General features: G+C 62.4%; 16 protein-coding genes. 11 read left to right on the top strand and 5 right to left on the bottom strand.

What is annotated here, in order from left to right:
* Positions 1-108: 108 nt before the first annotated feature.
* Positions 109-1,005 carry a LysR family transcriptional regulator gene (locus AC25BC_RS23130; protein WP_012759810.1) on the bottom strand — a complete coding sequence of 299 codons (897 nt, stop codon included), beginning with the start codon at positions 1,003-1,005 and terminating at the stop codon, positions 109-111.
* Between the two features lie 128 nt (positions 1,006-1,133).
* On the opposite strand from AC25BC_RS23130, the gene AC25BC_RS23125 reads away from it, so the two are divergent.
* Genes AC25BC_RS23125 through AC25BC_RS23115 form a run of 3 tightly spaced genes read left to right on the top strand, consistent with a single transcriptional unit; the run spans position 1,134 to position 3,186 of the window.
* Entirely contained in the window at positions 1,134-1,505 is a 372-nt protein-coding gene (locus AC25BC_RS23125; protein WP_012759809.1) for an Atu4866 domain-containing protein, read from the top strand.
* Between the two features lie 56 nt (positions 1,506-1,561).
* A complete protein-coding gene (locus tag AC25BC_RS23120) occupies positions 1,562-2,413 on the top strand; it encodes an oxidoreductase (RefSeq protein ID WP_171815708.1) in 852 nt (283 codons plus the stop codon).
* A 38-nt stretch (positions 2,414-2,451) separates the two neighbouring features.
* Complete coding sequence (locus AC25BC_RS23115) at positions 2,452-3,186, top strand: SDR family oxidoreductase (RefSeq protein WP_012759807.1); 735 nt, start codon at positions 2,452-2,454, stop codon at positions 3,184-3,186.
* 112 nt (positions 3,187-3,298) lie between these two features.
* Here AC25BC_RS23115 and AC25BC_RS23110 read toward each other — a convergent pair whose 3' ends face one another.
* Positions 3,299-3,862 (bottom strand): methylated-DNA--[protein]-cysteine S-methyltransferase, encoded by a 564-nt coding sequence (locus AC25BC_RS23110; protein ID WP_012759806.1) that lies wholly within the window; start codon positions 3,860-3,862, stop codon positions 3,299-3,301.
* A gap of 282 nt (positions 3,863-4,144) precedes the next feature.
* Here AC25BC_RS23110 and AC25BC_RS23105 point away from each other — a divergent pair, with 282 nt between their 5' ends.
* The 4 genes from AC25BC_RS23105 to ybaK all read left to right on the top strand — a co-directional run bounded on the left by AC25BC_RS23105 (position 4,145) and on the right by ybaK (position 6,883).
* Entirely contained in the window at positions 4,145-4,744 is a 600-nt protein-coding gene (locus tag AC25BC_RS23105; protein ID WP_017995766.1) for a 2'-5' RNA ligase family protein, read from the top strand.
* Between the two features lie 101 nt (positions 4,745-4,845).
* A complete protein-coding gene (locus AC25BC_RS23100) occupies positions 4,846-5,907 on the top strand; it encodes a succinylglutamate desuccinylase/aspartoacylase family protein (RefSeq protein WP_012759804.1) in 1,062 nt (353 codons plus the stop codon).
* A gap of 119 nt (positions 5,908-6,026) precedes the next feature.
* Positions 6,027-6,377, top strand: a complete 351-nt coding sequence (locus AC25BC_RS23095) for an ArsC family reductase (RefSeq protein ID WP_012759803.1) — start codon at positions 6,027-6,029, stop codon at positions 6,375-6,377.
* 32 nt (positions 6,378-6,409) lie between these two features.
* Positions 6,410-6,883, top strand: coding sequence for a Cys-tRNA(Pro) deacylase (gene ybaK / locus AC25BC_RS23090; protein WP_012759802.1), 474 nt, complete (start codon positions 6,410-6,412; stop codon positions 6,881-6,883).
* Between the two features lie 63 nt (positions 6,884-6,946).
* On the opposite strand, the gene AC25BC_RS23085 is transcribed toward ybaK, so the two are convergent.
* Complete coding sequence (locus AC25BC_RS23085; protein ID WP_012759801.1) at positions 6,947-7,390, bottom strand: MarR family winged helix-turn-helix transcriptional regulator; 444 nt, start codon at positions 7,388-7,390, stop codon at positions 6,947-6,949.
* A gap of 80 nt (positions 7,391-7,470) precedes the next feature.
* Between AC25BC_RS23085 and AC25BC_RS23080 the strand changes: the two genes are divergently transcribed.
* The 3 genes from AC25BC_RS23080 to AC25BC_RS23070 all read left to right on the top strand — a co-directional run bounded on the left by AC25BC_RS23080 (position 7,471) and on the right by AC25BC_RS23070 (position 10,426).
* On the top strand, positions 7,471-8,154 hold the full coding sequence (locus tag AC25BC_RS23080) for a glutathione S-transferase family protein (protein WP_128438474.1): 684 nt from the start codon (positions 7,471-7,473) through the stop codon (positions 8,152-8,154).
* A 125-nt stretch (positions 8,155-8,279) separates the two neighbouring features.
* On the top strand, positions 8,280-9,533 hold the full coding sequence (locus AC25BC_RS23075; RefSeq protein WP_012759799.1) for an aminopeptidase: 1,254 nt from the start codon (positions 8,280-8,282) through the stop codon (positions 9,531-9,533).
* 542 nt (positions 9,534-10,075) lie between these two features.
* A complete protein-coding gene (locus tag AC25BC_RS23070; RefSeq protein WP_128438473.1) occupies positions 10,076-10,426 on the top strand; it encodes a GIY-YIG nuclease family protein in 351 nt (116 codons plus the stop codon).
* Positions 10,427-10,530: 104 nt separating this feature from the next.
* On the opposite strand, the gene AC25BC_RS23065 is transcribed toward AC25BC_RS23070, so the two are convergent.
* Positions 10,531-11,124 (bottom strand): NAD(P)H-dependent oxidoreductase, encoded by a 594-nt coding sequence (locus AC25BC_RS23065; RefSeq protein WP_012759798.1) that lies wholly within the window; start codon positions 11,122-11,124, stop codon positions 10,531-10,533.
* Positions 11,125-11,126: 2 nt separating this feature from the next.
* A complete protein-coding gene (gene xseA / locus AC25BC_RS23060; RefSeq protein WP_012759797.1) occupies positions 11,127-12,707 on the bottom strand; it encodes an exodeoxyribonuclease VII large subunit in 1,581 nt (526 codons plus the stop codon).
* Positions 12,708-13,047: 340 nt separating this feature from the next.
* On the opposite strand from xseA, the gene AC25BC_RS23055 reads away from it, so the two are divergent.
* Positions 13,048-13,293 (top strand): hypothetical protein, encoded by a 246-nt coding sequence (locus tag AC25BC_RS23055; RefSeq protein WP_012759796.1) that lies wholly within the window; start codon positions 13,048-13,050, stop codon positions 13,291-13,293.
* Positions 13,294-13,316 lie beyond the last annotated feature (23 nt).

The following is a 13,316-nucleotide window of genomic DNA, read 5'->3' as shown; positions in this document are numbered from 1 at the left end:
AGCCGGATGCCAGCGGCAACATCAGCCCAAGCCGCAGGATTTGAGCCCGTGCGACTGGCCTGAAATCGCCGTCGAGACTTACCAGCGGCGGCTTAAGCCCAGACCGCATTACCGCCGGTCGGAGCTGCGGACATAATCGACCAATGCGCGCAACTTCAGCGGCTGCCTCTGGCGCCTGGGGTAGTAGAGATAGAAGCCCGGAAAGGGTGGACAGAAATCCTCCAGCAGCGGCACGAGTTCGCCGCGGTCGATATAGGACTGGAAGGTTTCCGCCATGCCGAAGGTGATGCCTGCCCCCGCGCAGGCCATACGGATCATCATTCCCATGTCGTTGGTCGTAACAGTGGGATCGACGGAGACGTCGAAGTCGCGGTCGTTTTCGGTGAACTCCCAGCGATAGGGCGCCGTATCCGGGCGTGGGCGCCATCCGATGCAGGCGTGGTTCTGCAACTCGCGGGGATGGCGGGGATGGCCGCGGCGGTCGAGATAGCTGCGGGATGCCGCCGCGCATTGTCGCTGCTCTTCGGAGACGGAGATCGCGATCATGTCCTGCTCGATCACCTCGCCCAGCCGGACGCCCGCGTCGAACCCGGCCTCGACGATATCGAATTCGTCATCGGTGATGGTGATATCGAGTTTGATGTCAGGGCAGGCTTCCATGAAGCCGGCCAGCAAGGTGCCGGACAGGAAGTTCTCGGCGATCGAGGAAACGGTGATCCTCAGCAGGCCGCTCGGGCGCGCCTGCATTTCCCGGACCGTCTGCATCGCATCATTGACCTGCCGGACCGATGGACGAACCGCCTCGAAGAACACTTCGCCGGCTTCGGTCAGGCTGACGCTGCGCGTCGTGCGCTGGACCAGGGCGACTCCGACCCGATCCTCGAGGCGCTGCAGGGCCTGGCTGACGGCGGAACGGGTGACGCCAAGCCGCTCGCCGGCAAGCCGGAAGTTCCGCGCCTCCGCCACCGCAAGAAAGACTGAAATGCCTTCGAGATCGTCGACCATTGGTTAGCACTTCTAACCAAGGCATCATGGATTGGCAACTTAATCGCCGCGGATCGGCGCGCTATCTTTCAGGTCGAGGTCAACGCCAAGACCCACTCATCGGCAAATCTTCTTCGAAAGGCAAGGCAATGCGAAAGTTTTTCAAAAGCTCGGTCCTGCCGTTTTTCACGGCGATCACCCTGGCTGGCACGGCGATCAGTTCGTCAGCCGCCGATGCCATGAACCGCCAATCTCACCAGCAACAAACAAGCGAGAACGCTATGCAGCAACATTCCTATGTCGGCATGTGGGTTACGGATGATGGCCGCGTCCGCCACGAGCTTCTGCCGAATGGCCGTTACGACGAAGCCCGTGGCAGCAGAGAAAGCGCCTATCGAGGACGCTACGACGTCACCGGAAACCACATCGAATATTGGGATGACACGGGCTTCACAGCCGACGGCGATTTCGTCGACGGCAATACCCTCCATCACGGTGGCATGGTGCTTCGGCGCAAATGACGTGCCGCCCGAAAGGCAACACCACACAAGAAGGCCGCATTTGCCGGCCGGAAAGGATGACGATCATGTCTTCCCCAACACCCATCTGGTTCATCACCGGCGCATCGTCCGGCCTCGGCCGGGCGCTCGCCGAAGCCGTGCTGGCCCGTGGCTGGCGCGCCGCTGTTACAGCGCGCAGACCCGAGACCCTGGCAGATCTCACGGCGCAACACGGCGACCCCGCGCTTGCCCTTGCACTCGATGTGACGGACAGCCGCTCCATCGCCGGCGCGGTTCGTGACGCCGAAACGCATTTCGGTGCGATCGACGTCCTCGTCAACAATGCCGGTTACGGCTACTTCTCGGCGATCGAAGAGGGCGATGATGCCGAGATACGCGCCCAGTTCGAGACCAATGTCTTCGGACTGATCGCCGTCACCAAGCAGGTTCTGCCGGGCATGCGCCGACGCCGGCAAGGGCATATCTTCAACGTCTCTTCGCTCGGCGGGCTCGTCGCTTTTGCCGCAACCGGCTATTACCATGCCACCAAGTTCGCGGTCGAAGGCTTGTCGGAATCGCTTTCGCATGAGGTCAGGCCGCTTGGCATCGATGTGACGATCCTTGAACCGGGCGCCTTCCGCACGGATTGGGCCGGCCGGTCGATGGTCGAATCCAGCACGATCATCGAAGACTACGCCGAAACGTCAGGCAAGCGGCGCCAGGCCACCCGCTCGATCTCCGGCAACCAGCCGGGCGATCCCGCGCGCGCGGCAACCGCGATCATATCGGCGTTCGAAGCGGACGTGCCGCCGCTGCGCCTGCTGCTCGGTGCACCCGCCCTGAAGATCGCCCGCGAACGGCTCGATGCGCTGCGCACAAATTTCGACGCCTGGGCGGAGACGACGCTCAGCGCCGATTTTCCAAGCTAACCGTAACGAAAATCTCACCTGCAAAAATGGAGCTTGAAATGTCTGATATCAAAGGGAAAGTCATTGCCATCACCGGCGCCAGCAGCGGCATCGGAGAGGCCGCGGCAAAGGTGCTGGCTGCCGCAGGCGCCCATATCGTCATCGGCGCCCGCCGCACCGAGCGCCTGGAGGAACTCGCCGGCGAAATCGCCGCAAAGGGCGGGTCGGTGCGCCGGCGACAGCTTGACGTCACCGACCGTTCCCAGGTGGAAGCCTTTGCAGGCTTCGCCCGCTCCGAATTCGGACGGCTGGACGTTATCGTCAACAATGCCGGCGTCATGCCGCTGTCGCTACTCGACGCCCTCAAGGTCGACGAATGGGACCGGATGGTCGACGTCAATATCAAGGGTGTTCTCTATGGCGTTGCGGCGGCGCTTCCGATCATGAAGGCGCAGGGATCAGGGCAGATCATCAACCTGTCTTCGATCGGCGGCCACAGCGTCTCTCCGACGGCGGTTGTCTATTGCGCGACGAAATTCGCGGTACGGGCGATCTCGGACGGACTGCGGCAGGAGTCCGATCGTATCCGCGTCACCGTCATCTCTCCGGGCACGACGACATCGGAACTCGCCGACACCATCACCGATCCGACGGCGCGTGATGCCATGAAGGCTTTCAGGGCGATCACCATCAGCCCCGAGGCCGTCGCCAATTCGATCCTCTACGCCGTCAGCCAGCCTGATGATGTCGATGTCAGCGAGATCATCATCCGACCGACAGCCAGCCCCTATTGATCCGCTGAGATTGCTGCCAAAGTAATTCCAGCAAAAGTGTAGAGCGGTTTTGCCAGGCAAAGCGCGAAGCGATTTTGCCGGGAATTGCGGAAAACGAAAGAGCCTCCGCCGCCTAAAAACCCAGCGACTGCTGGGCGGGCGGCGGCGGTGCAAGGTTGACGCCTTCGAGCTCCAGCATGCGGGCCTTCGATGACGAACCGCCGGGCGCGGAGAAGCCCCCGATCTTGCCGCCGGCCGCAAGCACCCGGTGGCAGGGGATGATCAGGGCGACAGGGTTCTTCGCCATCGCCTGGCCGACGTCGCGGGCGGCTTCCGGCCCGACGCCGAGCTCCTTGGCCAGCGCGCCGTAAGTGGTGGTGCGGCCCCAGCCGACACGCCTTGCCGCCGCATAAATATCCCGGAAGAAGGCATCCTGGCCGGCAAGATCGAGTTCGACGCCGGAAAAATCCGTCTCCTCGCCCTGGAAGTAGCGTTTCACGGCGGCGACCGTCTCGAGCACGCCAGGCGTCGGCGCGCCGGCTTCGGCATCCGGCAGGCGGCGCAACAGCAACCGTTCCGTCGCTTCCGCTGACTTGGTCGGCAGTTGGAAACGGATGATGCCGGCGTCGCTCCAGGCAATACCGCAGAAACCGCCCGCGGTTTCGAAGATGAGATAGTGGTGCGTTGTCTCAGCCATGACACAGCCTCCGCGTTTTCGATGACCTTCAAAATCGTATGGGACGGCCGCTGTTTCAACCCGTTTCTTGCGCGCGCCAGGCTTCCAGGAAATATTGCGATGCGCCCCTGCATTGTCGACCGACTAGCCACTTCACCCGGTCCTGAGCGACGTTTCGGATAAGTGTGGCCCCGAGCATGTCGGGAAATTATGTTCTCTTTTTGTTCTTGATGTTGTTTCCTTGCAGAGTATCTTCGTCGCGTTTTGAAAACGACGAGGCGGGTCATGACGACCTGAAACTCCATGAACCAGATGCCCTTCGACTTCGGAGACGACAAAAATGGTCGCGGACGGCGGAACGAAAGCTACGTCAGCGGACACCGACTTTTCTTTGCGCTCTGCCCTCCTGATGCCGTCGAGCAGCAGGCGGCCGCAATCGCCGATGACTATCGTCGAGCCTTCTCCCTTTCCGGGATGCCGCGCCTGACGACATTGCATGTGTCGATCATCTGGGTCGGCGACTATCCGAGGCTGCCGGAGGATGTGGTCTTCGCGGCACGACAGGCCGGCGCCACAGTCGAGAGTGCCCCGATCGCAATAAGCTTCGACCGGATCATGCGATTCCCGCAGGCGCGTTCGCTTGTGCTTTGCGGCGAAGGCGGACGGAAACCACTGACACGGCTGCACGTCCAACTGGGCGTCGGCATGTACAATGCCGGCTTGCGGCACAATGTCGGCCGCGACTACAAGCCGCACATGACACTTCTCTATGACCGCAAAGCCGTGCCGCCGACGACCCTCGACACACCCGTTTCATGGACCGCGTCCGAATTCCTGCTCATCCACAGTGTTCTCGGAAAAACCGAACATCGGATCATCGATCGCTGGCCGCTGCTCGGCTGAGGCAATGATGTCTTCGGACCACGCTTGCGCTTGCCCCATTTCCGCTCATATAGCTCGGAATGCCTAACCGGGCGCTGGTTGTAAACGGGAACGAAGACAGCATGGACGTTTCAGAGATCATCATCCCTGGAGATACGCCGGGAACGGAGTGGCGGTTGCCGGTGCTGCGCTTTAAAGGCCACGATCCGAAGGCGCCGAAGGCCTATATCCAGGCGGCACTGCATGCCGGCGAGCTGCCGGGAACGGTGCTGCTGCATTTCCTCTGCGAAAGGCTGCGGCAGGCGGAAAGCCAAGGTGGGATCGCCGGCGACATCACCATCGTGCCGCAGGCCAATCCGATCGGTGCGGCGCAATCGCATTTCGGCGAGCTGCAGGGCCGTTTCGACCTGGGCTCACGCACCAATTTCAACCGGGATTTTCCGCTGATCTCGATTGTCGATCGCACCACGCTGACCGAAGATCTCGATGATTACCCGGCTACCGACAGATTGAAGAGGCAGCTGCTGCATATGGCGCTTGGCGCCGATCTCGTGCTCGACCTGCATTGCGACGACGAATCCCTGCAATATGCCTATATCGACGAGGCCTTCTGGCCGGAGGCCGCCGATCTTGCCGCTTCACTCGGCATGGAGGCCGTGCTGCTTTCGGATGGCGAAAGCTCGGCCTTCGAGGAGGCCGTCGGCTTTGCATGGAAATATGAGGTTCCCGGCGAACGCCGGCCCCGTCTGCCCGGCAAACTCTCCGTCACCGTCGAGCTGCGCGGCAAACGCGACGTCGATCCGGTGCTGGCGAAAAAGGATGCGGATGGGCTCTGGCACTTCCTCGCGGCACGGGGGACCGTTGGCGACGAAAAGCCCGCGGCAATGCCATTTTCCGGTCCGGCCGTGCCGCTCGACAATGTCGAGATCATCCGCACGCCAGAAGGCGGAGCCGTGCTCTTCCATCGCGACATCGGCGAGAGGGTTGCCGAAGGCGACCGCCTAGTGACGATCGTCACTAGGCCGGGGCAGCCGGGCGGCAGCATCGAGCTCACCGCGCCGCAGGACGGGCTGATCCTGACCCGAACCTCCGACAGGCTGGTGCGGCGGCGCGGCGACCTGATGAAGATCGCCTGTGACGAACCCAGCAAGGCTTCCCGCAAGGCCGGCACGCTGGAGAATTGAACGGGGCCGGTTTTGTCCGGCTGCGATTGTCGACGCGCTCGGGGATAAAACGTCGCACGGCGTTTGCGCCGGCCTTCGTGCATGTTATCTCGCTGCTATCACAGGGAGATCGATCGGGCATGGCCGTCACCATCTATGGCATCAAGAATTGCGACACGATGAAAAAGGCGCGCAGCTGGCTGGAAGAACATAGCGTCGCCTATGAGTTTCACGATTACAAGGCGCTCGGTATCGACCGCGCCCATCTCGAAGCCTGGATCGACCAGGCCGGCCTCGATACTGTGCTCAACCGCGCCGGCACTACCTTCCGCAAATTGCCCGACGCCGAGCGCGAGAACCTCACCCGGGAGAAGGCAATCGCCCTGATGCTCGACCAGCCGTCGATGATCAAGCGGCCGGTGCTGGAAGTGAAGGGCAAGCTGCTGGTCGGCTTCAAGCCGGAGATTTACGCCGGTACGTTCGGAGGCTGACAGGCGGCCCGCTGAACTCACGAGGGAAAGAGATGTCCAAGACTACGCGCGCGACACAGCTTCTTTCGCAGGCAGGCGTCGCCTTCACCGTTCATGCCTATGACTACGACCCCAATGCCGAGCGCGTCGGGCTGCAGGCGGCCGAAGCGCTCGGCGAGGCGCCGCATCGGGTGCTGAAGACGCTGATGGCGGAGGTGGACGGCAATCCGGTCTGCGTCGTCGTGCCGTCGGACCGCGAGGTCAGCATGAAGAAGCTTGCCAGCGCCTTTCACGGCAAATCGGCCAATATGATGAGGCCTGCCGATGCCGAGCGGCTGACGGGTTATCATGTCGGCGGCATCAGCCCGTTCGGCCAGAAAAAGACCGTGCCGACGGCGATCGAGGAAGCCGCACTTGGCGAACCGCTGGTCTATATCAATGGCGGGCAGCGCGGGCTGCAGGTGCGGCTCGATCCGAAGCATGCGTTGAAGGCACTGAAGGCTGTCGCCGCGCCGCTGATTGCCTGATCGGAGCATGATGCCGAAAAGTGTGAGCGGGTTTCGGACGACATCATGCTCTCACTATTGAATCTAGAGGAAGCGGTCGAGCAGGCCGGCGATCGCCTTCGCCTCGTTTTCGGCAAGCTTGCAGCCGATATGGGTCTCGATCGATTTGGCATAGACGATCCACATGCGCTCGCGAAGCTTTCGGCCGGCATCTGACATCACCACCCAGCGGCCGCGTCCATCCTCGGCGAAGACCTCGCGCCGGACCAAGCCCTCTCTTTCCAGCCGGTCGAGCAGGCGAGAGAGATTATACTGGGCCAGCAATGTCCGCTCTTCGATCTCGTAGGGGCGCAGTTTGCCGTCTTGCGAGCGCGCTAATTCCCACAGCACGTCATACCAGGCAAGCGGCGGCATGCCGGCCGTTTTCAGGTCGGCTTCGATGGCGCCAAGCAACCGCTCGCGGGCGCGCATGATGCTCGTCCAGGCAGAGGTAACCGCTTCGCTTGGATTCGACGGCTTTTCAGACATAAATGCAGTTACATCTATCTTGAATTCCGCCGCAAGCGTTATTAGATGCATTTACATCTATCATTGCCAAGGAGGCCCCCATGAGCAAGCTTACCCTCGTCAGCCATCATCTCTGCCCCTATGTGCAGCGCGCCGCGATCGCTCTGCTCGAAAAGGGCGTGCCCTTCGAGCGCATCAACATCGATCTTGCCGACAAGCCCGACTGGTTCCTGCAGATCTCGCCGCTGGGCAAAGTGCCACTGCTGCGGATCGAGGAGGAGGACGGCAGCGAGGCGGTGCTGTTCGAAAGCAGCGTCATCTGCGAATATCTGGAGGAAACGCAGCCGGGTGTCGCGCTGCATCCCAACGACGCGCTGACGCGTGCCCGCCATCGCGGCTGGATGGAATTCGGTTCCTCCGTGCTTTCCGATCTCTGGGGTTACGAGACCGCCGAGGATGCCGCGCAGTTGGAGGCCAAGCGCAAGGCGCTCATCGCCAAATTCGCAACTGTCGAGAAGATGTTGACGGACGGGCCGTATTTCGCCGGCAACGACTTCAGCCTCGTCGACGCCGTCTTCGCGCCGGTCTTTCGGTATTTCGATCTCTTCGAGACGCTCGGCGACAGCGGCATCTTCGAAGGGCTTGAGCGGGTGAAGCGCTGGCGCAAGGCTCTCTCCGAGCGGGCAAGCGTCAAGGCCGCCGTTGGCGAAGACTACCCGCAGCGGCTGATGGAATTCCTCGACAAGCATAACTCGATCCTGCTCAGGCAACCTGCCGCCGCCTGAAGCACGGCCGGCGGGCGGACATATATCCGGCCGCTTCAATTCGGCGGCGATACGCTTCATTTTCGCCGCAAACGGGTCTAAATCTTCCAGCCTCGCACCGTCGATGACAGAAGGCAGGTTGAACCATGACTTTCATGCCCCAGAGCCAGAACACAATTGATCCCGTCAAGCTGGAAAAACTTGCGGAAGTCGCCGTCAAGGTCGGGCTGCAGCTGCAAAAAGGTCAGGATCTGGTGATCACCGCGCCTGTCGTGGCGCTGCCGCTGGTTCGCCTGATCACCAAGCATGCCTATCTGGCCGGCGCCGGACTGGTCTCCGCCTTCTATTCCGACGAGGAAACGACGCTGGCGCGCTATCAATATGGCAGCGACGAGAGCTTCGACCGCGCCTCCGGCTGGCTCTACGAGGGCATGGCCAAGGCCTATGCCAACGGGGCGGCCCGTCTTGCGGTCGCCGGCGACAATCCGATGCTGCTGTCCGAGCAGGATGCCGGCAAGGTCGGCCGCGCCAATCGCGCCAACTCAACGGCCTACAAGCCGGCGCTGGAGAAGATCTCGAATTTCGACATCAACTGGAACATCGTCTCCTACCCGAACCCATCCTGGGCCAAGGTGGTCTTCCCCGACGATCCGGAACCGATTGCGATTGCCAAGCTCGCCAAGGCGATCTTTGCCGCCTCGCGCGTCGATGTCAGCGATCCCGTCGCCGCCTGGGCCGAGCACAATGCCAATCTTGGCAAGCGATCCGCCTGGCTGAACGGCGAGCGTTTCGCCTCGCTGCATTTCCAGGGACCGGGTACCGACCTGACGATCGGCCTTGCCGACGGGCATGAATGGCATGGCGGCGCTTCCACCGCCAAGAACGGCATTACCTGCAATCCGAACATCCCGACCGAGGAAGTCTTCACCACGCCGCATGCGCTGCGCGTCGAAGGCCATGTGTCGAGCACCAAGCCGCTCTCGCACCAGGGCACGTTGATCGACAATATCCAGGTACGTTTCGAGGGTGGGCGCATCGTCGAGGCCAAGGCCTCGCGCGGCGAAGAGGTCTTGAACAAGGTGCTCGATACCGACGAGGGCGCGCGCCGGCTCGGCGAAGTGGCGCTGGTGCCGCATTCCTCACCGATCTCGGCCAGCGGCATCCTGTTCTACAACACGCTGTTCGACGAAAACGCCTCGTGCCACATCGCACTCGGCCAGTGCTATTCCAAGTGCTTCCTCGATGGCGCGACACTGAGCCAGGAGCAGATCAAGGCGCAGGGCGGCAATTCCAGCCTGATCCATATCGACTGGATGATCGGCTCGGACAAAGTCGATATCGACGGCATCAAGCCGGATGGTTCACGGGTTCCGGTGATGCGGCAGGGCGAATGGGCCTGAGCGGCATCATCGTGCGCTGACTGGATAAAGCGCGCTGGTGCGGCCAGCCCCGTCCTTCGAGGCCCCTGCGGGGCACCTCAGGATGAGGCTGGAGAGGGCGTGCCAGAAGGATAGCGGCAGGCTCATCAGCCTGGGATGCCTGGAGCCTTGATCAGGTCACCAATCACACGGCACCACGATCAGCCCTCATCCTGAGGTGCGGAGGCCAAAGGCCGAAGCCTCGAAGGACGGGGGCGGGTGGCCCCGCGCTCACCGCAACGCCTGCATTGTTGGATGATACGCCGGCGGCCAGCCTCGTCCTTCGAGGACCCTGCGGGGCACCTCAGGATGAGGCTGGAGAGAGGGCCGCCAGAAGGACAGCGAAAGGCTGATCGGCCTGGGATGCCCGGAGCTTTGATCAGTCCACCAGCCTCACGGCACCACGATCAGACCTCATCCTGAGGTGCGCAGGCCGCAGGCCGGAGCCTCGAAGGACGGGGGCGGGTGGCCGTCCGCCACAACGCCTCATTGTTGCCGCCTTCACCCCATGCTAGCCTTCCGCCATGGAAGTCACCGTCTATATTCTCCGCTGTAGCGACGGCTCATATTATACCGGCCTCACCAAGCAGGAGATTGAGGCGCGTGTCTGGGAGCATAATGCCGGGACCTATGACGGCTATACCGCCAAGCGCCGCCCGGTCGAACTCGTCTTCAGCGAAACCTATGACCGCATCATCGACGCCATCGCCCGCGAGCGCCAGATCAAGGGCTGGTCGCGCCGAAAGAAGGAAGCGTTGATGGCAATGGATTACGAGGCCCTGCCTGATTTGTCGAAGCGCGGGCCGGTTAAAGCCGGGCGAGCTGCCCGTGGCCAGCCCCGTCCTTCGAGGCCCCTGCGGGGCACCTCAGGATGAGGCTGGAGGGAGGGCCGTGCCGGTTCCACGGCATCGCGAGCAGCTCTCATCCTATCTGTTTTTTCACGCAATTTTCGAACGCAAACCCGCTGCACGCTTTTGCTTTAGCGAATTGCCGATAGCAGCTTGCGCACGCGATAGAGATGCGCCCTGCGCTTCGCATCGGTGGCGCGGTCCATGTCGTGCAGGCTGAGCATCTTGAAATTCAATCCCTTCGAGCAGAAGGCGGCGATGCCGCGCTTCAGGAGCCGGCGCACCGGATCGCCCATATAGACACGCACCAGCCACCAGGGCGAGCCTGTCGTCGTCAGCGCATAGAGCAGCCTGATATTGGTCAGCTGCGGCACGATACGGCCGCCGGCAGCATCATGGCTGAAGGCAACGCCGGGGGCGAAGACACGGTCGAAGAAGCCCTTGAGGATGGCGGGGAAATTGAACCACCATTGCGGAAAGACGAGAATGAGGCCATCGGCAGCATTCAGGCGGGCAACGATGTCGGCTACGGCTGAGGTGTCGTAGGGCTGGTCGAAATAGCCGCCGCGCTCAGCCTTCGAAAGACGCGGATCGAAATTCTCAGCATAGAGATCGAGCAGATCGACAACATGGCCGGAGGCTTCCAGTGCTTCGCGCGCGGTCCTCGCCACGGCAGCGGCGAAACTATCCTCCAGCGGATGGGCAAGCACCAGCAGGATCCGCATCGTCAGAACAGGCTTCCCTGCTTCGGTGGGTCTGCGGGTCTTGCGCTGCGCTTCTTGGCCCCGGCCGGCGGTGCGCCGCCTTCCGTGGTCATGGCGCCGACACGGCCGTCGGCGAATTCGATGGCGATGCCCATGCCGGCGGAGAGCTGAGCAGCCTGCGAGACCGGCCTGTTATCCTCATCGCGAATGACGGCATAGCCGCGCTTCAGCACATTCTTGTAGGAGAGCGATTGCAGCACGCGGTCCTGCGAAGAAAGTTCGGCGCGCGCGCGGGTCAGCTGGTGGCGGACCGCCGTATCGGCATGGCGCGAAAGATTGCCGAGGCGTTCGCGACCGCGGTCGGTCTGGGTCTTCAGCCGGGCCGGCAGTGAGGCGAGGATGGCTTCGGCGCGGTCGACGCGCGATTTCGAACGGTCGATCAGCCGCTCAACCATGCGCTCGGCCCGGGCCATGCGCTCGTTCAGCGTCTGGCGGCGCTCGGCGATGCGGCCGGCGAGCAGATCGGGGCGCAGATGCGCGGCGACACGCTCGAAGCCGCGGCGCTTGTTGATAGTGTTGAGCTCCAGCCCGCGGCCGAGACCGGTTGCCGCCTCGTCGAAACGGCGGCGCGGCAAGGCGAGAAGCTGATCGAGCGACGGCAATGCCCGCATCAGAGCACGCACCGACTGGCGGCGCTGATCCATCTGCCGGTTCATGCAGCCCTGCAGGCGCGCGGCAAGAGCGGCGGCCTGCGCCTCGAGCTCCGCCTTGACCGGCACTGCCATTTCCGCTGCCCCCGTCGGCGTGGGCGCACGGACATCGGCGGCGTAGTCGATCAGCGTCCAGTCGGTCTCATGGCCGACGGCCGAGATCAGCGGTATCCGGCTTTCGGCCGCAGCACGCACGACGATTTCGTCGTTGAAGCTCCAGAGATCTTCCAGGCTGCCGCCGCCGCGTGCGACGATCAACACATCCGGGCGCGGGATGGCGCCTGAAGGTTCCAGCGCGTTGAAGCCGCGGATGGCGTTCGCCACCTCCTCGCCGGAGCCCTCGCCCTGGACCTTCACCGGCCAGACGAGGACATGCACAGGAAAACGATCGGAGATGCGGTGAAGGATATCGCGGATGACGGCGCCGGTCGGCGAGGTGACGACGCCGATTACGCCGGGCATGAAGGGCAGCCGCTTTTTGCGGGCGGCATCGAACAGGCCCTCGGCGCCGAGCTTGCGCTTGCGCTCCTCGATCAGCGCCATCAGCGCGCCGGCGCCGGCCGGCTCCAGCGTCTCGATGACGATCTGATATTTCGAGGAACCCGGAAAGGTGGTGACCTTGCCGGTGGCGATGACTTCCATGCCCTCTTCCGGACGGAACTTCAGTCGTGAGAAGGTGCCCTTCCAGATGACAGCGTCGATGCGGGCGCGATCGTCCTTCAGCGCGAAATAGGCATGGCCCGAGGAGTGCGGCCCACGATAGCCTGATATTTCGCCGCGCACGCGAACCTGGTCGAAGGCGGTTTCGACGGTGCGCTTGATCGAGCCGGAAAGTTCCGAAACCGAATATTCGGCAAGGTTGGTCGGCGAATCGCCGTCGAAGACGTTGCTCATCCCTCTTTGTATGTCGATCAGCGATAAACGGGAAGCTCGGCCTTGGCGCAGGAACCTGTTTTCCCGGCCGTTGAAATCGTTGTGGGGAGGGTTCGTCGCCATTGCATCAAGCGCGCTCGTCTCAACGCATCCTGCACATGCACTCGTTGCAGCCAGGTGGACAAACAACAAAATCGTGTAAATCTGTTTTGTTGCGGAACGGATAGTTAGAATATGCGTTTTAGCCGAAAGGGATTGCTAACCACCGTAATACAAAGGCTTTTCGGCGAAGATCGCCGGTAAATCTTTGTTAGTTGGCGCTTCCTATGCTTCCCCTCGTTCTCTCTGGGAAGGTGCTGAAATGATTATTCTCACAGCAGCAGCATTGGGCGTCAGCGCCGGGCAGACTCGTTCGGCTGGCGTGATCGCGCTGGTCGCCGCGCTGATCGGAATCACATTCGCGCTGGCGGCGATAACCTCGCCGGGGCCGGTGTCGATTCTGGCATTCGTCTATGCCGTGCTCGGCTATAATGGCGGCCTCATGCTCTTCGTACTCGGGCTTTATGCCAGTCAGCGTCTTCGCCGCGCCATGCGCGTTTCGCACTGACAGCGCGTTTTTCACACTGATAA

This window comes from Rhizobium sp. WSM409, assembly GCF_057653825.1.
This window is presented reverse-complemented; position numbering and strand designations above follow the sequence as displayed.

What these genes read in the sequence shown, in the direction of transcription:
- AC25BC_RS23130 (WP_012759810.1), bottom strand. Translation starts at nt 1,005, where the DNA reads ATGGTCGACGATCTCGAAGGCATTTCAGTCTTTCTTGCGGTGGCGGAG.
- AC25BC_RS23125 (WP_012759809.1), top strand. Translation starts at nt 1,134, where the DNA reads ATGCGAAAGTTTTTCAAAAGCTCGGTCCTGCCGTTTTTCACGGCGATC.
- AC25BC_RS23120 (WP_171815708.1), top strand. Translation starts at nt 1,562, where the DNA reads ATGACGATCATGTCTTCCCCAACACCCATCTGGTTCATCACCGGCGCA.
- AC25BC_RS23115 (WP_012759807.1), top strand. Translation starts at nt 2,452, where the DNA reads ATGTCTGATATCAAAGGGAAAGTCATTGCCATCACCGGCGCCAGCAGC.
- AC25BC_RS23110 (WP_012759806.1), bottom strand. Translation starts at nt 3,862, where the DNA reads ATGGCTGAGACAACGCACCACTATCTCATCTTCGAAACCGCGGGCGGT.
- AC25BC_RS23105 (WP_017995766.1), top strand. Translation starts at nt 4,145, where the DNA reads ATGAACCAGATGCCCTTCGACTTCGGAGACGACAAAAATGGTCGCGGA.
- AC25BC_RS23100 (WP_012759804.1), top strand. Translation starts at nt 4,846, where the DNA reads ATGGACGTTTCAGAGATCATCATCCCTGGAGATACGCCGGGAACGGAG.
- AC25BC_RS23095 (WP_012759803.1), top strand. Translation starts at nt 6,027, where the DNA reads ATGGCCGTCACCATCTATGGCATCAAGAATTGCGACACGATGAAAAAG.
- ybaK (WP_012759802.1), top strand. Translation starts at nt 6,410, where the DNA reads ATGTCCAAGACTACGCGCGCGACACAGCTTCTTTCGCAGGCAGGCGTC.
- AC25BC_RS23085 (WP_012759801.1), bottom strand. Translation starts at nt 7,390, where the DNA reads ATGTCTGAAAAGCCGTCGAATCCAAGCGAAGCGGTTACCTCTGCCTGG.
- AC25BC_RS23080 (WP_128438474.1), top strand. Translation starts at nt 7,471, where the DNA reads ATGAGCAAGCTTACCCTCGTCAGCCATCATCTCTGCCCCTATGTGCAG.
- AC25BC_RS23075 (WP_012759799.1), top strand. Translation starts at nt 8,280, where the DNA reads ATGACTTTCATGCCCCAGAGCCAGAACACAATTGATCCCGTCAAGCTG.
- AC25BC_RS23070 (WP_128438473.1), top strand. Translation starts at nt 10,076, where the DNA reads ATGGAAGTCACCGTCTATATTCTCCGCTGTAGCGACGGCTCATATTAT.
- AC25BC_RS23065 (WP_012759798.1), bottom strand. Translation starts at nt 11,124, where the DNA reads ATGCGGATCCTGCTGGTGCTTGCCCATCCGCTGGAGGATAGTTTCGCC.
- xseA (WP_012759797.1), bottom strand. Translation starts at nt 12,707, where the DNA reads ATGAGCAACGTCTTCGACGGCGATTCGCCGACCAACCTTGCCGAATAT.
- AC25BC_RS23055 (WP_012759796.1), top strand. Translation starts at nt 13,048, where the DNA reads ATGATTATTCTCACAGCAGCAGCATTGGGCGTCAGCGCCGGGCAGACT.